Here is a 21,492-nt window from a genome sequence, read left to right as displayed (position 1 = left end):
CCCGCGACTGCGGGCCCGCAGGTCAGGGGTCCGGGCCTGGCGCAGTCGACGCGCTGATAAGCTGTCCGCGTCAGGCATCCTTTAACGATCCGTCCAGTGAGGCGGAGAAGGAGGTCGTTGTATGCGCGTGCCCGAAGGGTCTCGCCCCGCCGGGGAACCGGCGGATTCAACACCAGAGTCGTCCCCGTCCGTCGAACCCGCACGCGAGCTGCTGTCCGCAGCCGATGTGGGACGGACCATTGCGCGAATCGCGCACCAGATCATCGAGAAGACCGCGCTGGACGCCGCCGACGGTGACACGCCGCGTGTCGTCCTGATCGGCATCCCCACCCGGGGCACGACGCTCGCGGCGCGCCTGGCCGGGAAGGTCGAAGAATTCTCCGGGGTGCGCCCCTCGGTCGGCTCCCTCGACATCACCCTGTACCGCGACGACCTGCGCACCAAACCGCACCGTCCCCTCGAACGCACGTCGGTGCCCGAGGGTGGTGTCGACAACACTCTGGTCGTGCTCGTCGACGACGTGCTGTTCTCCGGCCGCACCGTCCGCTCGGCACTCGACGCCCTCCGCGACCTCGGGCGGCCGCGCGCCGTTCAGCTGGCCGTCCTCGTCGACCGCGGCCACCGCGAACTGCCGCTGCGCGCCGACTACGTGGGCAAGAACGTGCCCACCGCCCGCACCGAGGACGTCAAGGTGCTCCTGAGCGAACACGACGGCCGCGACGCGGTCATGATCTCCGGGGGGAAGAGCTAAGTGAAGCACCTGTTGTCGATCGCGGACCTGACACGGGAATCGGCTGTCGAACTCCTCGACGAGGCCGAACGCTTCGAACAGGCCCTCCTCGGACGTGAGGTGCGGAAGCTCCCGACGCTGCGCGGCCGGACGGTCATGACCGTGTTCTTCGAGAACTCGACCCGGACCCGCGTCTCGTTCGAGGTGGCCGGGAAGTGGATGAGCGCGGACGTCATCAACGTCAGCGCGTCGAGTTCGTCGGTGTCCAAGGGCGAATCCCTCCGGGACACGGCGATGACGCTGCGCGCCGCCGGCGCCGACGCCCTGATCGTGCGCCACCCCGCGTCGGGTGCGGCCCACCAGATCGCGAACTGGACCGGGCATCAGGACGACGGCGGACCGGCGGTCATCAATGCCGGTGACGGTACCCACGAACATCCCACCCAGGCGCTGCTCGACGCGCTCACGCTGCGTCAGCGTCTCGGCGACATCGAGGGCAAGCGCATCGCCATCGTCGGCGACATCCTGCACAGCCGGGTGGCGCGGTCGAACGCACTGCTGCTGTCGATGCTCGGCGCCGAGGTGGTCCTCGTCGCGCCGCCCACGTTGCTCCCCGTGGGGGTGTCGTCGTGGCCGGTGTCGGTGGCGCATTCGCTGGACGCGGAGCTCCCCGGTCTCGACGCCGTCCTCATGCTGCGGGTGCAGGCGGAACGGATGAACGGTGGATTCTTCCCGTCCCAGCGGGAGTATTCGATCAATTACGGCCTGTCGGAGAAGCGGCTCGCACTGCTTCCCGACCATGCAGTGGTGCTGCACCCCGGCCCGATGCTGCGTGGCATGGAGATCGCGTCGGCGGTCGCCGATTCGACGAGAACCGCTGTGCTGCAGCAGGTGACCAACGGTGTGCACATGCGGATGGCGGTGCTGTTCCGGCTGCTGGTCGGAGCGGAGGAAGTTGCGGGATGAGTGACAGTGCAGTGACAGGAGAGACAGTGCTCATCAAGAACGTGTTGCTGTACGGCGAGGGCGACCCCACCGACGTGCTGCTCGGTGACGGCGTCATCGTCGCGATCGGTGCGGACGCGGGCAAGGACAGCGGGCCGGACGTCGAGGTGATCGACGCGGCGGGGCAGATCCTGCTCCCCGGTTTCGTCGACCTGCACACCCACCTGCGTGAGCCCGGTCGCGAGGACACCGAGACCATCGATTCCGGTTCGGCCGCCGCGGCGCTCGGCGGGTACACCGCGGTGTTCGCGATGGCCAACACCAGCCCGGTCGCCGACTCGGTGGTCGTGACCGACCACGTGTGGCGCCGCGGCCAGGAAGTCGGGCTCGTCGACGTACACCCCGTCGGCGCCGTCACCGTCGGGCTCGAGGGCAAGCAGCTCGCCGAGATGGCCACGATGGCGTCGGGGATCGGCCGGGTGCGGATGTTCTCGGACGACGGCCACTGCGTGTACGACCCGTTGATCATGCGCCGGGCGCTCGAGTACTCGAGTTCGCTCGGGGTGCTCATCGCGCAGCACGCGGAGGAGCCGCGGCTGACCGTCGGCGCCGTCGCGCACGAGGGCCCCACCGCCGCCCGGCTCGGCCTCGCGGGCTGGCCGCGCGCCGCCGAGGAGTCGATCGTCGCGCGCGACGCGCTGCTCGCCCGCGACGCCGGGGCGCGGGTGCACATCTGCCACGCCTCCACCGCGGGCACCGTCGAACTGATGAAGTGGGCACGCGGCCAAGGCATTTCGATCACCGCCGAGGTGACCCCGCACCATCTGCTGCTCGACGACTCCCGGCTCGAGACGTACGACGCCGTCAACAAGGTGAATCCGCCCCTGCGGGAGGCGAGTGACGTCGCCGCGCTCCGGGCCGGACTGGCCGAGGGGATCATCGACTGCGTCGCGACCGATCACGCGCCGCACGCCGAGCAGGACAAGTGCTGCGAGTTCGCGGCCGCCCGACCCGGAATGCTAGGCCTGGAGACCGCACTGTCGATCGTCGCGCAGACGATGGTCCGCACGGGCCTGCTCGACTGGCGCGGCGTGGCCCGGGTGATGAGCGAGCGCCCCGCCGCGATCGTCGGACTCGACGACCAGGGCCGCCCGATCGAGGTCGGCGAACCCGCCAACCTCGTGCTGATCGACCCGGACGCCGAATGGACGGTCCACGGCCCCGACCTCGCCAGCGTCGCCCACAACACGCCGTACGAGTCGATGACGCTGCCGGCGCGGGTGACCACCACGATCCTCCGCGGCCGGATCACCGCGAGCGACGGCCAGGCCCGCGTCCCGGTGCGGAACGGCAGGGGATGACGGTGGAGAGAATTCTGTGGATAGTCGGCCTCGTCGCGTTCTGGGCGCTGGCCATCTTCCTCATGTACATCGGGTGGCGCGGTCGTGCCCGCCGGCAGGCCGACCGGGTCGGGCAACTTCCCGCCGTGCCCGCGCACCTCGGCGAGCAGACGATCGCCCCGGCCACCGGACTGTACGTGGGCAGCACCCTCGCCCCGAGCTGGCAGGACCGGATCGCGGTCGGCGACCTCGGTTTCCGGGCGACGGGGGAGATCTCCCGGTACGCGGCCGGGATCCTGCTCGAACGTGACGGGGCGTCGGCGATCTGGATTCCGCAGGACGCGGTCCGCGCCGTGCGCACCGAACGCGGTCTCGCGGGCAAGGTCATGAGCAAGGACGGCGTCCTCGTGATCCGGTGGGAACTGCCGACGGGCACCGAGATCGACACCGGTTTCCGCAGCGACGACAAGTCCGTCTACCCCGCCTGGGTCAGCGCAGGGGAGCCGGACCGCAAGACAGACAGTGATGATTCAGCGAATGCGGCGAGCTCTGGTGAGGTCGAGCAGAACGGAGAGAACGCATGAGCGGCTACGACACCGACTCTGCAGTACTGGTCCTCGAGGACGGACGGGTATTCCGGGGCACCACGTTCGGTGCCGTCGGCCAGACGCTCGGTGAGGCCGTCTTCAGCACCGGCATGACCGGCTACCAGGAGACCCTCACCGACCCCAGCTACCACCGCCAGATCGTCGTGGCCACCGCGCCGCAGATCGGCAACACCGGATGGAACGACGAGGACGACGAGTCCGTCGGTCCCACCGGCAGCAGCGCCGAGGCGAAGATCTGGGTCGCCGGGTACGTCGTCCGCGACCCCGCCCGCCGCACCTCCAGCTGGCGCGCCACCGGCTCCCTGCAGGACGAGCTCGTGAAGCAGGGAGTCGTCGGGATCGCCGGCATCGACACCCGCGCCCTGGTCCGCCACCTGCGCACCCGCGGCTCGATGCGCGCCGGCGTGTTCTCCGGCGACGCACTGGCCGACACCGACGTACTGCTCGACCGCGTGAAGAGCCAGCCGTCGATGCTCGGCGCGGACCTCGCCGGCGAGGTCAGCACCACCAGCGGGTACGTCGTCGAGCCGACCGGCGGCGAGGCACGGTTCACCGTCGCGGCGATCGACCTCGGCATCAAGACCAACACCCCGCGCATGTTCGCCGAGCGCGGCATCCGGGTGCACGTGCTCCCGTCCAACGCGACGCTCGAGCAGATCCTCGACCTGAAGGCCGACGGCGTCTTCCTCTCCAACGGTCCCGGCGACCCGGCGACCGCCGACGGTGCCGTGCACCTCACGAAGGAAGTCATCGGGCAGGGCCTGCCCCTGTTCGGCATCTGCTTCGGCAACCAGATCCTCGGGCGGGCGCTCGGTCTCGGCACCTACAAGATGAAGTTCGGTCACCGGGGCATCAACATCCCGGTCGTCGAACACGAGACGGGACGCATCGCGATCACCGCGCAGAATCACGGGTTCGCGCTCGAGGGCGAGGCCGGGCAGGAGTTCGACACCCCGTTCGGCAAGGCCGTGATCAGCCACACCTGCGCCAACGACGATGCCGTCGAGGGGGTCCGCCTGCTCGACGGATCCGCCTTCTCGGTGCAGTACCACCCCGAGGCCGCGGCGGGCCCGCACGACGCCGCGTACCTGTTCGACCGCTTCACCAGCCTGCTCGAGGGAGTCAAGAACTAATGCCACGCCGTACAGATCTCTCCCACATCCTGGTGATCGGCTCCGGGCCGATCGTCATCGGCCAGGCCTGTGAGTTCGACTACTCCGGAACCCAGGCCTGCCGGGTGCTGCGCGAGGAGGGCCTGCGGGTCAGCCTCGTCAACTCCAACCCGGCCACGATCATGACCGACCCCGAGTTCGCGGACGCCACGTACGTGGAGCCGATCACGGCCGAGTTCGTCGAGAAGGTCATCGCCCTCGAGGCCGAGAAGGGTCACCCGATCGACGCCGTCCTCGCGACCCTCGGCGGCCAGACGGCCCTCAACACCGCGGTGGCACTGCACGAGCAGGGCATCCTCGAGAAGTACGACGTCGAGCTGATCGGCGCCGACTTCGACGCCATCCAGCGCGGCGAGGACCGGCAGAAGTTCAAGGACATCGTCGCCAAGGTCGGCGGCGAGTCCGCGCGCTCCCGCGTCTGCTACACGATGGACGAGGTCCGCGACACGGTCGCCGAACTGGGCTTCCCCGTCGTCGTGCGGCCGTCGTTCACGATGGGCGGCCTCGGCTCCGGCATGGCCTACGACGACGAGGACCTGACGCGGATCGCCGGCGGCGGTCTCGCGGCGTCGCCCACCGCCAACGTGCTGATCGAGGAGTCGATCCTCGGGTGGAAGGAATACGAGCTCGAGCTGATGCGCGACGGCCGCGACAACGTCGTGATCGTGTGCTCGATCGAGAACGTCGACCCGGTCGGCGTGCACACCGGTGACTCGATCACCGTCGCCCCCGCCATGACGCTCACGGACCGCGAGTACCAGGCGATGCGCGACCTCTCGATCGACATCCTCCGCGAGGTCGGCGTCGACACCGGCGGCTGCAACATCCAGTTCGCCATGGACCCCGCCGACGGGCGCCTCGTCGTCATCGAGATGAACCCGCGCGTGTCGCGGTCCAGTGCGCTCGCATCCAAGGCAACCGGCTTCCCGATCGCGAAGATCGCCGCGAAGCTCGCCATCGGCTACACCCTGGACGAGATCGTCAACGACATCACCAAGGAAACCCCGGCGTGCTTCGAGCCCACCCTCGACTACGTCGTCGTCAAGGCGCCCAGGTTCGCGTTCGAGAAGTTCCCCGGCGCCGACGACACCCTCACCACCACGATGAAGTCGGTCGGTGAGGCCATGTCGATCGGCCGCAACTTCACCGAGGCGTTCGGGAAGGTGCTGCGCTCGCTGGAGACCAAGAGGGCCGGGTACTGGACAGGCCCCGACGTGGAGGCCACCGACCTCGACAGCCTCCTGGCGGAACTCAGCATCCCCCGCGACGGCCGCGTCTACGGCCTCGAGAAGGCGTTCGCCCTCGGCGCCACCGTCGAGCAGCTGTTCGACGCCACGAAGATCGACCCGTGGTTCCTCGACCAGATCCTGCAGATCCACGAGCTCGGCGACACGCTGCGCGAGGCGCCCGAGGCGACCGAGCGGGTGCTGCGCCGCGCCAAGCATCACGGCCTGTCGGACCGGCAGATCGCGGCTCTGCGCCCCGAGATCGGCGGCGAGGACGCGGTCCGGGCGCTGCGTGAGCAGTGGAACGTCCACCCCGTGTACAAGACGGTCGACACCTGCGCCGCCGAGTTCGAGGCGAAGACGCCGTACCACTACTCCACGTACGAACTCGACCCGGCGGCCGAGTCCGAGGTGGCCCCGCAGACCGAGCGTCCGAAGGTCCTGATCCTCGGTTCCGGCCCGAACCGCATCGGTCAGGGCATCGAGTTCGACTACTCCTGCGTCCACGCCGCGCTGACGCTGTCGGAGGCCGGCTACGAGACGGTGATGGTCAACTGCAACCCGGAGACCGTCTCCACCGACTACGACACCGCCGACCGTCTGTACTTCGAGCCGCTCACGTTCGAGGACGTGCTCGAGGTGTACCGGGCCGAGTCGCTGTCGGGCACCGTCGCCGGGGTGATCGTGCAGCTCGGCGGTCAGACCCCGCTGGGTCTGGCGAAGCGGCTGAAGGCCGCGGGGGTGCCGATCGTCGGCACCAGCCCGGAGGCGATCGACCTCGCGGAGGATCGCGGCGAGTTCGGGAAGGTGCTCGTCGAGGCCGGGCTGCCCGCTCCCAAATTCGGCACCGCCACCACGTTCGCCGGGGCCCGCGAGATCGCCGCCGGCATCGGGTACCCGGTGCTGGTGCGGCCGTCGTACGTCCTCGGTGGCCGCGGCATGGAAATCGTCTACGACGAGGCGTCGCTGGAGAGCTACATCTCCCGCGCCACCGAGATCTCCGACGACCGGCCCGTCCTGGTCGACCGGTTCCTCGAAGACGCCATCGAGATCGACGTCGACGCGCTCTGCGACGGCACCGAGGTGTACCTCGGCGGCGTGATGGAGCACATCGAGGAGGCCGGTATCCACTCGGGCGACTCGGCCTGTGCGCTGCCGCCGATCACCCTCGGCCGCGCCGACCTCGAGAACGTCCGCCGGTCCACGGAGGCGCTCGCCAAGGGCATCGGCGTCAAGGGCCTGCTCAACGTCCAGTACGCCCTGAAGGACGACATCCTGTACGTCCTCGAGGCGAACCCCCGCGCCAGCCGCACCGTGCCGTTCGTGTCGAAGGCGACGGCGGTGCAGCTCGCCAAGGCATGCGCCCGCGTCATGCTGGGCGAGTCCATCGCCGATCTGCGCGCGAGCGGGGTGCTCCCGGCCACCGGCGACGGCGGCTCGACCCCGGCGGACGCGCCCGTCGCCGTCAAGGAGGCGGTGCTGCCGTTCAACCGGTTCCGGCGCGCCGACGGCACCGGGGTGGACACCCTGCTGAGCCCGGAGATGAAGTCGACCGGTGAGGTCATGGGCATCGACGCAGACTTCGGCACCGCGTTCGCGAAGAGCCAGACGGCCGCGTACGGCTCGCTGCCCACCTCGGGCTCGGTGTTCGTCTCCGTCGCCAACAAGGACAAGCGGTCGCTGATCTTCCCGGTCAAGCGGCTCGCCGACCTGGGCTTCCGAATCCTCGCCACGGAGGGGACGGCGGCGGTTCTCCGCCGGAACGGCATCACGTGCCAGGAGGTGCACAAGCACTCCGGCGAGACGCTGGAGGCGGGTGAGCGCACCATCGTCGAGACGATCCGCGACGGCGAGGTCGACATGGTGATCAACACGCCGTACGGCAACTCCGGACCGCGCGTCGACGGTTACGAGATCCGCAGCGCGGCCGTCGCCATGAACATCCCGTGCGTCACCACCGTGCAGGGTGCCTCCGCCGCGGTGCAGGGCATCGAGGCCGCGATCCGCGGCGACATCGGTGTCCAGTCCCTCCAGGCGCTGCACGCGCGGCTGCGGTCACCCGCCGTGGTCGTGGCCCCCGCGACCGGGTCCGCCTCCTCGTGAGCGGGCACCATCACCACCACTCCTGGGTGCATCGGCTGACGTCGGCGGTCGAGCACCGGGGGCGGTTGTGCGTCGGGATCGATCCGCATCCGGGATTGCTCGAGGCGTGGGGGCTACCCGTCTCAGCCGAGGGGCTGGAGACGTTCGCCGAGATCTGCGTGGAGGCCTTCGTCGGTGAGGTGGCCGTCGTGAAGCCTCAGGTGGCGTTCTTCGAAGCGTACGGCTCCGCCGGGTACGCGGTGCTCGAACGCACCATTTCGGTCCTCAGAGAGGCAGGGACGCTCGTCGTCGCCGATGCCAAGCGCGGGGACATCGGGTCGACGATGGCGGCGTACGCGCAGTCCTGGCTGGGTGCGGAGTCGGCTCTGTCCTCCGATGCGCTGACCGTGTCGCCGTATCTGGGGTTCGGTGCGCTCGACCCGGCGCTGTCGCTGGCGGCGGAGCAGGGCCGCGGGCTCTTCGTGCTGGCCCGCACGTCCAACCCGGAGGGTGGCGATCTGCAGGCGGCGCAGACCGCCGGGGGAGTGTCCGTGGCCCAGTCGATGGTGGACGCGGCGGTCCGGCACAACGACGCGCAACCCGGTCTGGTGGGTCTGGTGGTGGGTGCGACACGCGGACACGGCCTGGATTTGTCGAATTTTTCCGGACCGATTCTCGCGCCCGGTCTCGGCGCCCAGGGCGCGACTCCCGGTGATCTCGCCGACATTTTTCCCGATTCTCGAAAACTGTTGTTGCCGAACAGTTCTCGGGGTGTTCTCGGTGCCGGACCGTCGGTGACGGCACTGCGTGAGGCGGCCGTAAAGGTCCGTGACGAGATCGAGTCCGCACTCTCATAGCCCACCCGAATCCGGCTCTGACCTCGGGGGGTGGGTTCGCAATCGGCGCCGGGCGTGAGTACGGTCGCTATCGCTGCTGGTTATCCAGTGGTTTGGACTATTTGCCAACGACGAGACGGAGGAACCGTGGCCCTTCCCCAGTTGACTGATGAGCAGCGCGCTGCTGCTTTGGAGAAGGCAGCTGCTGCCCGCAAGGCCAGGGCTGAGCTCAAGGAGCGCCTGAAGCGTGGTGGCACCGACCTCAAGCAGGTTCTCAAGGACGCCGAGGACGACGAGATCCTGGGCAAGATGAAGGTGTCGGCACTGCTCGAGGCGCTGCCCAAGGTGGGCAAGGTCAAGGCGCAGGAGATCATGACCGAGCTGGAGATCGCTCCGACCCGTCGCCTCCGTGGCCTCGGCGATCGGCAGCGGAAGGCCCTGCTCGCCAGGTTCGACTTCGAGGCCTGAGCACGACAGTGGTAGCTGACGCACAAGTGTCAGAGAGCAAGACCGCAGTGCGGAGGGGTCGGCTGGTAGTACTGGCCGGCCCCTCGGCCGTCGGTAAGTCCAGCGTGGTGCGACTCCTGCGTGAGCGGATGCCGGAGCTCGTCTTCAGCGTGTCCGCGACGACGCGCGACCCACGCCCGGGCGAGGTGGACGGCAAGGACTACCGGTTCACCTCTCGCGACGAGTTCCAGCGGATGATCGAATCCGGTGAGCTGCTCGAATGGGCCGAGATCCACGGCGGACTCCAGCTGTCGGGAACCCCGGCCGCACCGGTCCGCCGGGCGATCGAGCAGGGCAAACCGGTGCTGGTCGAGGTCGACCTCGCCGGTGCGCGGGCCGTTCGCGCCGCGATGCCGGAGGCTCTGCTCGTCTTCATGGCGCCCCCGAGCTGGGACGTGCTGGTCGACAGATTGACCGGCCGGGGCACCGAATCCGCCGAGGTCGTGGAGCGGCGACTCGCGACCGCGAGAGTCGAGCTGGAGGCGCAGGACGAGTTCGACGAGGTCATCGTGAACGAGGATGTCAGCCGATCGTGCGACGAGTTGGTATCCTTGTTGGTTGGACGACCGGAACAGTCCGAGTCGACCCACTAGATCTCACATCAACTAGCCAGAACTATTTCAGGAGATACCGAGTGAGCAGCACCCCCGCAGTAGCGTCCGCAACACCCAGCCACGGCGCCCTGCCGGCTTACGACACCCCGCTCGGCATCACCAATCCTCCGATCGACGAGCTTCTCGCCCGCACGTCGTCGAAGTACGCGCTGGTGATCTACGCGGCTAAGCGTGCACGTCAGATCAACGATTACTACAACCAGCTCGGTGACGGCATCCTCGAGTACGTCGGCCCCCTCGTGGAGCCGGGCCTGCAGGAGAAGCCGCTGTCGATCGCGCTGCGTGAGATCCACTCCGATCTTCTCGAGCACACCGAAGGCGAGTGAGCGGAGGATCTGCCGTGCCTGAACAGGCAGCGGGCCCGGGCTCCGGGCACGTGACGGATTCACCGGAACCGGTTCCCTCGGGGGCAGCCCGCAAGCGGATCGTCGTCGGTGTCGGCGGCGGCATCGCCGCGTACAAGAGCTGTGCCGTCATTCGGGCCTTCACGGAGGCCGGGCACCATGTGCGGGTCATCCCGACGGAGTCCGCGCTCGAGTTCGTCGGCAAGGCGACGTTCGAGGCGCTGTCGGGCAACCCCGTGCACACGGGTGTGTTCACCGACGTTCCGCAGGTTCCGCATGTTCGTCTCGGACAGGAGGCGGATCTCGTCGTCATCGCGCCCGCCACCGCCGACCTCATGGCGCGGGCCGTGGCGGGACGCGCGGACGACCTCCTCACCGCGACGCTGCTCACCGCGCGATGTCCCGTGGTGTTCGCTCCGGCGATGCACACGGAGATGTGGGAGCACCCGGCCACCGTCGCCAACGTCGCCACGCTGCGCGCACGCGGCGTGACCGTCATCGAACCCGCTTCCGGCCGCCTCACCGGCAAGGACACCGGTGCCGGCCGGCTGCCCGAACCCGACGAGATCGTCGGATTGGCGTCGTTGCTGGTCGAGCGTCCCGACGCGCTGCCCCGCGATCTCGAGGGTCGGCGGGTCCTCGTGTCCGCGGGCGGCACCCGTGAACCGCTCGACCCGGTGCGGTTTCTCGGTAACCGCAGTTCGGGCAAGCAGGGCTATGCCATCGCCCGGCTCGCTGTGCAGCGCGGGGCCGAGGTCACCCTCGTCTCCGGCTACACCGCCGGACTCGCCGACCCGGCCGCCGTCGACATGGTGCACGTCCGCACGGCGGAAGACATGCGGGTCGCGGTCGCCAAGCACGCACCCGGATTCGACGCGGTGATCATGGCCGCGGCGGTGGCCGACTTCCGGCCGTCGACGACGGTGGCGAGCAAGATCAAGAAGGGTGCGGGTGAGCCCGACTCCATCGCGCTCACCAAGAACGAGGACATCCTCGCCGGCCTGGTGCAGTCCCGGAGAGACGGCGAGATCCCGTCGAAGACCGTGATCGTCGGATTCGCGGCCGAGACGGGCGACGCCGACGGCGACGTCCTCACGTACGCGCGGGCCAAGCTCGCGCGGAAAGGCTGCGACCTGCTCGTCGTCAACGCGGTCGGCGAGGGCAAGGCGTTCGAGGTCGACCACAACGACGGATGGCTGCTCGGAGCCGACGGTTCCGAGTCCGCGCTCGAGCACGGATCGAAGGCGTTGATGGCGAGCCGGGTACTCGACGCCGTCGACCAGCTGTTCCGGACACTCTGACGGACTATCCGGCAGAGTTTCGGTGATTCGAAGGGTGTCACTCCCGCCGGGGTGGCGCTAGGGTCGTTCGCGGTATTACGCAGCTAAGCTGTTTTCAAGTGCTGTTCAGGACAACTGTCGAGAGGGAATTCTGTGAGCCAGTCCGGTAGTCGGCTATTCACCAGTGAGTCTGTGACCGAGGGGCACCCGGACAAGATTTGTGATGCGATCAGCGACTCCATCCTCGACGCGCTCCTGACCGACGACCCACGCGCCCGCGTCGCCGTCGAGACACTGGTGACCACCGGACAGGTTCACGTCGCCGGTGAGGTCACGACCACCGCCTACGCCGACATCCCCAAGATCGTGCGCGACACCGTGCTCGAGATCGGGTACGACTCCTCGGCCAAGGGCTTCGACGGCAACTCCTGCGGCGTCAACGTCGCGATCGGTGCACAGTCCCCGGAGATCGCGCAGGGCGTCGACCACTCGCACGAGGTCCGCACCGGCGAACTGAGCGACGACGAGATCGACCGTCAGGGCGCAGGCGACCAGGGTCTGATGTTCGGGTTCGCCACCACCGACACCCCGGAACTGATGCCCCTGCCGATCGCGTTGGCGCACCGCCTGTCGCGTCGTCTCACCGAGGTCCGTAAGTCCGGTGTCCTGCCGTACCTGCGCCCGGACGGCAAGACCCAGGTCACCATCGAATACGACGGCGACAAGGCGGTTCGCCTCGACACCGTGGTCATCTCGACGCAGCACGCCGCCGATATCGACCTCGACAACCTGCTCACCCCGGATCTGCGGGAGAAGGTTCTCGGATCGGTGCTCGCCGAGATCGACATGCCCGAACTCGACGTCTCGGACATCCGCCTGCTCGTCAACCCGACCGGCAAGTTCGTGCTCGGCGGTCCGATGGGGGACGCAGGCCTGACGGGTCGCAAGATCATCGTCGACACCTACGGCGGCATGGCCCGCCACGGCGGCGGCGCGTTCTCCGGCAAGGACCCCTCGAAGGTCGACCGGTCGGCGGCCTACGCCATGCGCTGGGTGGCCAAGAACGCGGTCGCGGCGGGCCTCGCGGACCGGATAGAGGTCCAGGTGGCGTACGCGATCGGCAAGGCGGCGCCGGTGGGTCTGTTCGTCGAGACGTTCGGTACCGAGAAGACGGATCCGGCGCGGATCCAGCAGGCCATCACCGAAACGTTCGACCTGCGGCCCGGCGCCATCATCCGCGACCTCGACCTGCTGCGTCCGATCTACGCGCAGACCGCGGCCTACGGACACTTCGGTCGCACCGACATCGACCTCCCGTGGGAGAGCATCGACCGGGCGGAGAAGCTGCGGGCAGCCGCAGGCCTCTGATCGGTAGTCACGGCGCGGCGGGCGCCGCTGCGGTAGGAGCCGCCGCGTGAGCGCGGAGAAGGTTGCGGCAGAAGTAGATCCGGTTGCCCGGGTGCTGCCGCTGCTTCCGCTTGCCCACCTCGACCGCGAATTCGACTATCTCGTTCCGAAGGACCTCGACGAGCAGGCGCGGCCCGGTGTCCGGGTGCGCATCCGGTTCGCCGGACGTCTCGTCGACGGGTTCGTCGTCTCCCGGAACGCGACGAGCGACCATCAGGGCCGTTTCGGCTGGCTCGAACGGGTGATCTCGCCCGAGCGGGTCCTGACCGAGGAGATCACCCGGGTGGTCGACCTCGTCGCCGGCCGGTACGCCGGGACCCGCGCGGACGTCCTGCGGCTCGCGATCCCGCCGAGACACGCACGGGCGGAGTCCGAGGCTGCGTCCGAGCCCCCCGCGATGCCGGACATCGCGATCGAGACCGAGGCGTGGGACCGGTACGTCCACGGCGGGGCATTCCTGACCGCATTGTCGGGGGAGCGTGCCCCGCGCGCGGTCTGGCAGGCGCTCCCCGGCGAGGACTGGCCGGCGCGTCTCGCGGAACTGTCGGGGCTCGTCGCCGCCACCGGCGCGAGCACCGTCGTCGTCGTTCCCGATCAGCGTGATCTCGACCGCGTGGTCGCGGCGGTGGAGAAGCTACTGGGCAAGGACGCGGTCGTCGGACTCGCCGCCGGTCTCGGTCCGGCCCTGCGCTACCGGCGTTGGCTGGCCGCGCTGCGCGGGACGGCACAGGTCGTCGTCGGGACCCGGAGTTCGGTGTTCGCGCCGACGCCGCGCACCGGGCTGATCGTGGTCTGGGACGACGGGGACGACAACCATTCCGAGCCGCGTGCACCGTATCCGCACGCCCGCGAGGTGGCGCTGCTCCGCGCGTACGCCGGCGGGTGCGCGGTGGTGCTGGCCGGACACGCCCGCACCGCGGAGGCCCAGGCCCTGGTCGACTCGGGGTGGGCGCACGACCTCGTGGCCTCCCGGGACTCGGTGCGTGCGGCCGCCCCGAAGATCACCGCACTCGCGGACAGTGACCACGCCCTGGCCCGCGACCCCGGCGCGCGCGTCGCCCGGCTGCCCGCGATCGCGTTCGCGGCTGCCCGGGAGGCGCTCGCCGCCGGCCGGGGAGTGCTGGTCCAGGTGCCCCGGCGCGGCTACGTGCCCAGCCTCGCGTGCGGCAAGTGCCGGGCGCCCGCGCGATGCCGACGATGCAACGGACCTCTCGCGCTGCCGTCCGCGGCAGGCCCGGACGGGGCGGGAACCCCGGCGTGCCGGTGGTGCGGCGTCGCCGACGCCGCGCACCGCTGCCACGCGTGCGGAGCGAAGGCACTGCGGGCCGTCGTGGTCGGTGCCGGACGTACCGCAGAGGAACTGGGTCGCGCGTTTCCCGGGGTCGCAATCCGGATGTCGGGCGGCACGGACGTCGTCGACGAGGTGAAGCAGGGACCCACCCTCGTGGTGTCGACGGTCGGGGCCGAACCGGTGATGCCGGGCGGCTACGGCGCGGCGTTGCTGCTGGACGGCTGGGCGCTGCTGGGCCGTCCCGATCTGCGCGCGGCCGAGGAGACGCTGCGGCGGTGGATGACGGCGTCGTCGCTCGTGCGGCCGTTCGCCGAGGGCGGCCAGGTGGTCGTGGTCGCGGATTCGGGGATTCCGACCGTGCAGGCGCTGGTTCGCTGGGACCCGGTCGGTCACGCCCGTGCGCAGTACGAGGAGCGGGCGGAGGTCGGATTTCCGCCCGCCATCCACCTCGCGGCCATCGACGGCAGCTCGAAGGCGATCGCCGACCTCCTCGACCTCGCCGATCTGCCCGCGCATGCGGAATTACTGGGCCCGGTCGAGTTGCCTGCGGGGGAGCGGTTGCCGTTCTCCGGCGACGCGCCGGAGCCGGCGGACGTGGAGCGGATGCTGATCCGGGTGCCCCGTGGCGAGGGGAAGCCGCTGGCCAAAGCGCTGGGAGAGGCGCAGTCGGTGCGCAGCGCACGCAAGGACTCGCAGCCCGCCCGTGTCCAGATCGACCCGATCCGCATCGGGTAGTTCGGGCGGGGGATGACACAACAGTGGCAGGGAGGTTATCCATTCCCTGCCACTTTCACCATATCGTGCACCGGGGGCCTTGCGGCAAGACCCGGGGTGTGCCGCAGAATCTCCCACCGATGCCAGGACCTGCGGTAATCAGGATTCGCGAAGTACGTGTGGGGGTTTTCATGATTGACGTGATCGTTGCCGGCGGCGGACCGACCGGCCTGATGCTGGCCGGCGAGTTGCGGCTGCACGGCGTGCACGCGCTCGTGCTGGAGAAGGAGGCCGAGCCGACCAGGCATGTCCGGTCGCTCGGCCTGCACGCGCGCAGCGTCGAGGTGATGGACCAGCGTGGTCTGCTGGATCGGTTCCTCGCCCTCGGCACGCAGTACCCGCTCGGCGGCTTCTTCGCCGGGATCACCAAGCCGCAGCCCGAGCGGTTGGACACCGCGCACCCGTACGTCCTCGGCATCCCGCAGCCCGTCACGGAGCGACTGCTGACCGAGCATGCCCTCGAGCTCGGCGTCGAGATCCGCCGCGGCCGCGAGCTGGTCGGGCTGAGTCAGGACGACCACGGGGTGACCGCCGTGCTGGCCGACGGCACCCAGCTGCGCTCGCGCTACCTCGTCGGCTGCGACGGCGGCCGCAGCACGGTGCGCAAGCTGCTCGGCGTCGGCTTCCCCGGCGAGCCCACCCGGGTCGAGTCGCTGCTGGGCGAGATGGAGGTGGACGCGCCGCCGGAGACGCTGAACGCCGTGGTGGCGGAGGTCCGCAAGACCCACAAGGGGTTCGGCGCCGGGCCCTCCGGTGACGGGGTGTACCGCGTCGTCGTGCCCGCCGAGGGGGTGGCCGAGGACCGGTCGGTCCCGCCGACCCTCGAGGAGTTCAAGCAACAGCTGCGGGTGTTCGCCGGCACCGACTTCGGCGTGCACTCACCGCGGTGGCTGTCCCGCTTCGGTGACGCCACCCGGCAGGCTGAGCGCTACCGGGTCGGCCGGGTGCTGCTGGCCGGCGACGCGGCGCACGTCCACCCCCCACTGGGCGGGCAGGGCCTCAACCTCGGTGTCCAGGACGCGTTCAACCTGGGCTGGAAACTGGCCGCCGAGGTCAACGGCTGGGCACCGGAGGGGCTGCTGGACAGCTACCACACCGAACGCCACCCGGTAGCCGCCGACGTGCTGAACAACACCCGCGTGCAGTCCGAGCTGATGTCCACCGAGCCGGGTCCCCGGTCCGTGCGCAGGCTGCTGTCGGAACTGATGGACTTCGAGGAGGTGAACCGGTATCTGACCGAGAAGGTCACCGCGATCGGGGTCCGCTACGACCTCGGCGAGGGGCATGAACTGCTCGGCCGGCGGTTGCGGGACATCGGGCTGAAGCGGGGCCGCCTCTACGAGTTGATGCACGGCGGCCGCGGGCTGCTGCTCGATCAGACCGGCCGGCTGTCGGTGGCGGGCTGGGCGGACCGGGTCGACCACGTCGTCGACGTCAGCGAGGAACTGGACGTGCCGGCGGCGCTGCTGCGGCCGGATGGCCACGTGGCGTGGGTCGGTGACGACCAGCAGGATCTGGTCGGCCACCTGCCCGAGTGGTTCGGCGCCCCCACCGGCTGAGCGCGAGCGCCTCCGGGCTCGGGTCGTTCAGCGCCTCGGGTCCGGGGGCCGATTTGACCACCGTCACAGATAAGGGTCTTGCCGACCACCCATTGACGATATATCGTTGATGCATCAGCGATACAGAAGGAGGCTGATGATGGAAGACTTCCATTTCGAACACAGGGGTCCCCGACGGGACCGATTCACACGCGAACGGACGGGACGGCCCGAGGGGCCCCACCGTCACGGGCACCGGCGAGGACGCTTCGGCCCCGAGGGTGATCCCGGCTTCGGCCCGGGAATGCACTTCGGTCGCGGACGCGGACGGGGTGGTAGGGGACGGCGCGGCGATGTCCGCTCCGCGATCCTGCTGCTGCTCACCGAGGAGCCGATGCACGGCTACGAGTTGATTCAGCAGATCGTCGAACGCAGCGACGGGGTGTGGAAGCCCAGTCCCGGTTCGATCTACCCCGCGCTGTCACAGCTCGAGGACGAGGGTCTGGTGCTCATCGAGAAGGTGGCGGGCCGCAAGACCGCGCGCCTGACGGACGAGGGCAAGGCCTTCGTCGAAGCGAACAAGACCGAACTCGGCACCCCGTGGGACGACGTGCGAGAGAGCGTCGGCCGTCCCGCCGAGGACCTGCGGGGTCTGATCGGGCTGCTGATGGGTGCCGCCGGGCAGGTCGCCGCGGTCGGTGACGACGAACAGGTCCGGCGTGCCGGCGAGATTCTCACCGAGGCGCGCCGCGCGATGTATCGCCTTCTCGCGGAGGACGATCGGAACGAAACCGGCAAGGATGAGACCGACTCGTAGGGCGTCACCGCTCACCGCGGGCCCGCCGTCTCGACGCGACAGCGCGTGCACATTCTGGGAAGGTTCACAGATATGCCGCGGCGAAGTCGGGAGAGATCATGAGGTTTCGGGGTGCCGGTGCGGTCGTCGCGGGTGTCGTCCTGCTGATGTCCGGCGCAGTGTCCACCGCCCAAGCGGACGACGCCTCACCGCCCCAGCCCGTCGTCCCCGCCACCGCCGGGCTTCCCCAGAGCGGCCGTAGTTCCGCCGCCGCGTACGCGCACGAGCACCCGGGCAGCGCACCCGCGGGATCGAACGACTTCTCCTGCACACCCTCCCCGGATCACCCCGAGCCGGTGGTGCTCGCGCACGGCACCGACGCCAGCGCCTACGCGGACTGGGCCGCCCTGTCGCCGATTCTCGCCGCAGACGGTTACTGCGTGTTCGCGCTCAACTACGGCGGAGCGCCGGGTGCCGATTCGTACGGCACCGAGGACATCGTCGCGAGCGCGGAGGAGTTCGGCCGGTTCGTCGACCGGGTCCGCGCCGCGACCGGCGCCGACAAGGTCGACGCCGTCGGATACTCGCAGGGTGCGAACGTCACGCGGTACTACGTCAACAAGCTCGGCGGCGCCCCGTTCGTCGACCACTGGGTCGGACTGGCATCGCCCAGCTACGGGGGAGTGATGTACGGCCTCGTTCCGATCGTGCAGGCGCTCCCCGGCGGACCGGACTTCGCCCGCACGGTGACGTCGGTGGCCGTCAGTCAGCAGATGCAGGGCTCGCCGTTCATGAACTCCCTCAACGCGGGCGGTGACACCGTGCCCGGCGTCTCGTACACGACGATCGGGTCTCGGTACGACGAGATGATCCAGCCGTACACGAACATGGCGCTCCACGGCGCCGGGGCGGTCAACATCCTGATCCAGGATCGATGCCCCCAGGACGGCACCGGACATTTCCAGGCGCCCTACGATTCGTTCGCGCTCGACCTCGTCCGAGCGGCGCTCGACCCCGACGCGACACCGCTGGCTCGGTGCGAGTTCGTCCCGGTCGGCGCCGGCATTCCCCAGGTGATCCTGGACAGCAACCGGTAGCCCGGCACATGAAGCGGGGAGCCGTGCACCCGCACGGCTCCCCGCTTCTGCGTGTGTGTGCTACTCCGCCAGTCTCGCGACGGCCTGCGCCCACAGGAAGTACTTGTTGGTGCCGAGGTCCTTGACGGTTTTGATGTTGAACGCGGCCGCGAGGTGTTCGGCGTCGGAATCGCTCACGCCCTGCAGGGCGGCGACGGGGGCACTGGCCAGTTCCTCGACGGGCTTCGTCTCATATGCCTTGTCGAACTTGCTCTCAATTCCTGCCATCGTGACCTCCAGAGGTTCGAAAACGGGACACCGGCCCGACCGTTCGCGCCGGCCTCAGAACAGTCAATACCCGTCCGCCGTTGCTGTGTGCGGTTCTGCGGAATCGATTCGCCGACTGTTCGCCGAGTGTTATGGCCCGGGTTCGACTCCCTAGACTGGTCGGCACATCGTCGATCAAAGGGGAGCTTTCTTCGTGAGTATCGTTTCGGCCCGCGCAGCGGTCCACCGTCCGTCGTGTGGGTCGCCGACGTGCGCATAGTCTTCGCCGGAACCCCCGAGCCCGCCGTTCCCTCACTCGAACGCCTGATCCGTTCGCCGCGCCACGACGTCGTGGCGGTGATCACCCGCCCGGACGCGGTCGCCGGCCGCGGACGCAAGGTCGTCCGCTCGCCGATCGGTGCACTCGCCGATTCCCACGGCATCGAGGTGCTGACTCCCGAGCGGCCCTCGGAACCGGAATTCCTGGCGCGTCTCGCCGACCTCGCCCCCGAGTGCGCGCCGGTCGTCGCCTACGGGGCCCTGCTGCCGCAGAAGGTCCTCGACATCCCGGCCCACGGCTGGGTGAACCTGCACTTCTCCCTGTTGCCGGCGTGGCGCGGGGCCGCCCCCGTGCAGGCCGCGATCGGCGCGGGCGACGACATGACCGGTGCGAGCGCGTTCCGGCTCGAGGCGGGGATGGACACCGGGCCGGTCTACGGGGTGGTCACCGAGAGGATCCGCGACACCGATACCGCCGGGGATCTCCTCGGACGCCTGGCCGACAGTGGCGCGGTCCTCCTGGAGTCGGTTCTCGACGGGATCGAGGACGGCGCGATCACCGCGGTCCCGCAGTCGGCCGAGGGGGTGTCCCACGCCCCCAAGGTGACCGTCGAGGCGGCCCGGATCCGTTGGGACAGAACAGCTGCCGTGGTGGACCGGCACGTCCGGTCGGTGACCCCCGCGCCCGGCGCCTGGACCACGATCGGTGATCTGCGCGTCAAGGTCGGCCCGGTCACTCCGACGGAGGAGCGACTGGAGCCGGGGGAGATCTCCGTGACCAAAGCCGGATTCCTGATCGGCACGTCCACGGTGGCGGTGCGGCTCGACCGCATCCAGCCGCAGGGCAAGAAACAGATGGCCGCCCTGGACTGGGCGCGAGGCGCACGACTCGACGCGGAGGTACGGGCACAGTGAGCGAATCCAGAAGGCCCGCACGTCGCGGCCAGTCCGGCTCGGGGGCCCGCAACAACCGTCCCCGTCAGGCCCGCCGGCCCGACGCGTCGCAGTCCGGTCTCGACCAGCCGCGGCTCGCCGCGCGGGACGTGCTGCGCGCCGTCCGGGAACGCGATGCCTACGCCAATCTGGTGCTGCCCGGACTGCTGCGTGAGCGGCGCCTGGACGGACGCGACGCGGCCCTCGCGACGGAACTGGCCTACGGAGCCGCCCGCGCCCGGGGGCTCCTCGACGCCGTGATCGCCGACTGCGCGGGCAGGCCGATCGCCGAGATCGACGGACCGCTGCTCGACGTCCTCCAGCTGGGCGCCTACCAGCTGCTGCGCACCCGCGTCGCGCCGCACGCGGCCGTCGCCACCTCGGTCGATCTCGTGCGCGCGGAGGCCGGTCCGGGAAAGGCGGGCTTCGTCAACGCCGTGCTGCGCCGGGTGTCGGAACGGTCCGAGGCGGAATGGGTGGAGCGCCTGGCTCCCGCCGATCCGGTGGGGCGGCTGGCGTTCGAGCACGCGCATCCCACCTGGATCGCCCAGGTGTTCGCCGACGCGCTCGGTGCCGACGCCGGGGAGCTCGAGGACGTCCTCATCGCCGACGACGCCCGGCCCGTGGTGCACCTCGTCGCCCGGCCGGGGGAGATCTCGTCGGAGGAACTCGCGCTCGCCACCGGCGGTGAGGTGGGGCGGTACTCGCCGTACGCGGTCTATCTCGACGGCGGTGATCCCGGGCTGCTCGACGCCGTCCGCGAGGGGCTCGCCGGAGTGCAGGACGAGGGCAGTCAGCTCGTCGCCCGGGCGCTCTCCCTGGCACCGCTGGACGGGCCGGACACCGGCCGCTGGCTCGACCTCTGCGCCGGCCCGGGTGGCAAGGCTGCCCTGCTGGGCGCCCTCGCCGGAATCGAGGGCGGACGCCTCGACGCCGTGGAGCCGGTGGAGCATCGCGCGGATCTGATCCGCAAGACGACCAAGGAACTTCCCGTGGACGTGCACGTCGCCGACGGGCGCGATCCCGGGCTGGACGGCGGGTACGACCGCATCCTGGTCGACGCGCCGTGTACGGGATTGGGTGCGCTGCGCCGACGTCCGGAAGCGCGGTGGCGCCGCCAGCCGTCGGATGTGGCGGGTCTCGCGAAACTGCAGCGCGAACTCCTCGCGTCGGCCGTCGAGCTGGTCCGTCCGGGTGGTGTGATCCTCTACGCGACGTGTTCGCCGCATCTGTCCGAGACGGTGGCCGTGGTCGCGGATGCGGTGCGCCGCTACGGGCTCACGGCGCTCGACACGCGTGAGCTCGTTCCCGGTGTGCCTGGTCTGGGAGACGGTCCGAGCGTCCAGCTCTGGCCGCATCGGCACGGTACCGACGCGATGTTCATGGCCGCGTTGCGCAAGCCGTAGGACGGTCGCCTCCCCGCTACCTGGACATCTGCCCGACTCTC

General features: G+C 69.8%; 19 protein-coding genes. 18 read left to right on the top strand and 1 reads right to left on the bottom strand.

What is annotated here, in order from left to right:
• The first annotated feature begins 121 nt into the window (after positions 1-121).
• From pyrR to WKC72_RS24060, 16 genes are all read left to right on the top strand, one after another.
• Positions 122-751, top strand: coding sequence for a bifunctional pyr operon transcriptional regulator/uracil phosphoribosyltransferase PyrR (gene pyrR / locus WKC72_RS24135; protein WP_112302402.1), 630 nt, complete (start codon positions 122-124; stop codon positions 749-751).
• On the top strand, positions 752-1,696 hold the full coding sequence (locus WKC72_RS24130) for an aspartate carbamoyltransferase catalytic subunit (RefSeq protein ID WP_037237544.1): 945 nt from the start codon (positions 752-754) through the stop codon (positions 1,694-1,696).
• A complete protein-coding gene (locus WKC72_RS24125) occupies positions 1,693-3,036 on the top strand; it encodes a dihydroorotase (protein WP_128638665.1) in 1,344 nt (447 codons plus the stop codon). The genes WKC72_RS24130 and WKC72_RS24125 overlap by 4 nt, the downstream gene beginning before the upstream one ends.
• The gene (locus WKC72_RS24120; protein ID WP_370179696.1) at positions 3,033-3,599 is read left to right on the top strand and encodes a transporter; all 567 of its coding nucleotides are present in this window, start codon (positions 3,033-3,035) and stop codon (positions 3,597-3,599) included. Before WKC72_RS24125 ends, WKC72_RS24120 begins: the two co-directional genes overlap by 4 nt.
• Positions 3,596-4,756 (top strand): glutamine-hydrolyzing carbamoyl-phosphate synthase small subunit, encoded by a 1,161-nt coding sequence (gene carA / locus WKC72_RS24115; protein ID WP_370179693.1) that lies wholly within the window; start codon positions 3,596-3,598, stop codon positions 4,754-4,756. The genes WKC72_RS24120 and carA overlap by 4 nt, the downstream gene beginning before the upstream one ends.
• Entirely contained in the window at positions 4,756-8,124 is a 3,369-nt protein-coding gene (gene carB, locus WKC72_RS24110; RefSeq protein WP_370179691.1) for a carbamoyl-phosphate synthase large subunit, read from the top strand. Before carA ends, carB begins: the two co-directional genes overlap by 1 nt.
• Positions 8,121-8,960 carry an orotidine-5'-phosphate decarboxylase gene (gene pyrF / locus WKC72_RS24105; protein ID WP_200887693.1) on the top strand — a complete coding sequence of 280 codons (840 nt, stop codon included), beginning with the start codon at positions 8,121-8,123 and terminating at the stop codon, positions 8,958-8,960. The genes carB and pyrF overlap by 4 nt, the downstream gene beginning before the upstream one ends.
• A 126-nt stretch (positions 8,961-9,086) precedes the next feature.
• Positions 9,087-9,407 carry an integration host factor, actinobacterial type gene (gene mihF, locus WKC72_RS24100; RefSeq protein ID WP_005262298.1) on the top strand — a complete coding sequence of 107 codons (321 nt, stop codon included), beginning with the start codon at positions 9,087-9,089 and terminating at the stop codon, positions 9,405-9,407.
• Positions 9,408-9,415: 8 nt separating this feature from the next.
• Entirely contained in the window at positions 9,416-10,039 is a 624-nt protein-coding gene (gene gmk, locus WKC72_RS24095; RefSeq protein ID WP_037237532.1) for a guanylate kinase, read from the top strand.
• A gap of 41 nt (positions 10,040-10,080) precedes the next feature.
• Positions 10,081-10,386 carry a DNA-directed RNA polymerase subunit omega gene (gene rpoZ, locus WKC72_RS24090; protein WP_005241734.1) on the top strand — a complete coding sequence of 102 codons (306 nt, stop codon included), beginning with the start codon at positions 10,081-10,083 and terminating at the stop codon, positions 10,384-10,386.
• A gap of 14 nt (positions 10,387-10,400) precedes the next feature.
• Entirely contained in the window at positions 10,401-11,705 is a 1,305-nt protein-coding gene (gene coaBC, locus WKC72_RS24085) for a bifunctional phosphopantothenoylcysteine decarboxylase/phosphopantothenate--cysteine ligase CoaBC (protein WP_037237530.1), read from the top strand.
• A gap of 132 nt (positions 11,706-11,837) precedes the next feature.
• Positions 11,838-13,052 carry a methionine adenosyltransferase gene (gene metK / locus WKC72_RS24080; protein WP_005241739.1) on the top strand — a complete coding sequence of 405 codons (1,215 nt, stop codon included), beginning with the start codon at positions 11,838-11,840 and terminating at the stop codon, positions 13,050-13,052.
• 46 nt (positions 13,053-13,098) lie between these two features.
• A complete protein-coding gene (locus WKC72_RS24075; protein ID WP_370179686.1) occupies positions 13,099-15,117 on the top strand; it encodes a primosomal protein N' in 2,019 nt (672 codons plus the stop codon).
• 170 nt (positions 15,118-15,287) lie between these two features.
• Complete coding sequence (gene rox, locus WKC72_RS24070; protein ID WP_370179684.1) at positions 15,288-16,715, top strand: rifampin monooxygenase; 1,428 nt, start codon at positions 15,288-15,290, stop codon at positions 16,713-16,715.
• 139 nt (positions 16,716-16,854) lie between these two features.
• Positions 16,855-17,511 (top strand): PadR family transcriptional regulator, encoded by a 657-nt coding sequence (locus WKC72_RS24065; RefSeq protein ID WP_112302427.1) that lies wholly within the window; start codon positions 16,855-16,857, stop codon positions 17,509-17,511.
• 98 nt (positions 17,512-17,609) lie between these two features.
• Positions 17,610-18,587: an esterase/lipase family protein gene (locus tag WKC72_RS24060; RefSeq protein WP_370179682.1), complete on the top strand. Its 978-nt coding sequence runs from the start codon at positions 17,610-17,612 to the stop codon at positions 18,585-18,587.
• A gap of 60 nt (positions 18,588-18,647) precedes the next feature.
• Here the strand turns inward: WKC72_RS24060 and WKC72_RS24055 are convergent, their stop codons facing one another.
• Positions 18,648-18,854 (bottom strand): hypothetical protein, encoded by a 207-nt coding sequence (locus tag WKC72_RS24055; protein WP_037237836.1) that lies wholly within the window; start codon positions 18,852-18,854, stop codon positions 18,648-18,650.
• Between the two features lie 249 nt (positions 18,855-19,103).
• Here WKC72_RS24055 and fmt point away from each other — a divergent pair, with 249 nt between their 5' ends.
• The gene (gene fmt / locus WKC72_RS24050) at positions 19,104-20,027 is read left to right on the top strand and encodes a methionyl-tRNA formyltransferase (RefSeq protein ID WP_037237849.1); all 924 of its coding nucleotides are present in this window, start codon (positions 19,104-19,106) and stop codon (positions 20,025-20,027) included.
• Positions 20,024-21,451, top strand: coding sequence for an RsmB/NOP family class I SAM-dependent RNA methyltransferase (locus tag WKC72_RS24045; RefSeq protein ID WP_112300757.1), 1,428 nt, complete (start codon positions 20,024-20,026; stop codon positions 21,449-21,451). The genes fmt and WKC72_RS24045 overlap by 4 nt, the downstream gene beginning before the upstream one ends.
• Positions 21,452-21,492 lie beyond the last annotated feature (41 nt).

It is taken from the genome of Rhodococcus wratislaviensis, from assembly GCF_041228765.1.
Taxonomy (GTDB): domain Bacteria; phylum Actinomycetota; class Actinomycetes; order Mycobacteriales; family Mycobacteriaceae; genus Rhodococcus_F; species Rhodococcus_F wratislaviensis.
This window is presented reverse-complemented; position numbering and strand designations above follow the sequence as displayed.

Coding starts and splice junctions, on each gene's coding strand:
- pyrR (WP_112302402.1), top strand. CDS start 122: ATGCGCGTGCCCGAAGGGTCTCGCCCCGCCGGGGAACCGGCGGATTCA.
- WKC72_RS24125 (WP_128638665.1), top strand. CDS start 1,693: ATGAGTGACAGTGCAGTGACAGGAGAGACAGTGCTCATCAAGAACGTG.
- WKC72_RS24120 (WP_370179696.1), top strand. CDS start 3,033: ATGACGGTGGAGAGAATTCTGTGGATAGTCGGCCTCGTCGCGTTCTGG.
- carA (WP_370179693.1), top strand. CDS start 3,596: ATGAGCGGCTACGACACCGACTCTGCAGTACTGGTCCTCGAGGACGGA.
- carB (WP_370179691.1), top strand. CDS start 4,756: ATGCCACGCCGTACAGATCTCTCCCACATCCTGGTGATCGGCTCCGGG.
- rox (WP_370179684.1), top strand. CDS start 15,288: ATGATTGACGTGATCGTTGCCGGCGGCGGACCGACCGGCCTGATGCTG.
- WKC72_RS24065 (WP_112302427.1), top strand. CDS start 16,855: ATGGAAGACTTCCATTTCGAACACAGGGGTCCCCGACGGGACCGATTC.
- WKC72_RS24060 (WP_370179682.1), top strand. CDS start 17,610: ATGAGGTTTCGGGGTGCCGGTGCGGTCGTCGCGGGTGTCGTCCTGCTG.
- WKC72_RS24055 (WP_037237836.1), bottom strand. CDS start 18,854: ATGGCAGGAATTGAGAGCAAGTTCGACAAGGCATATGAGACGAAGCCC.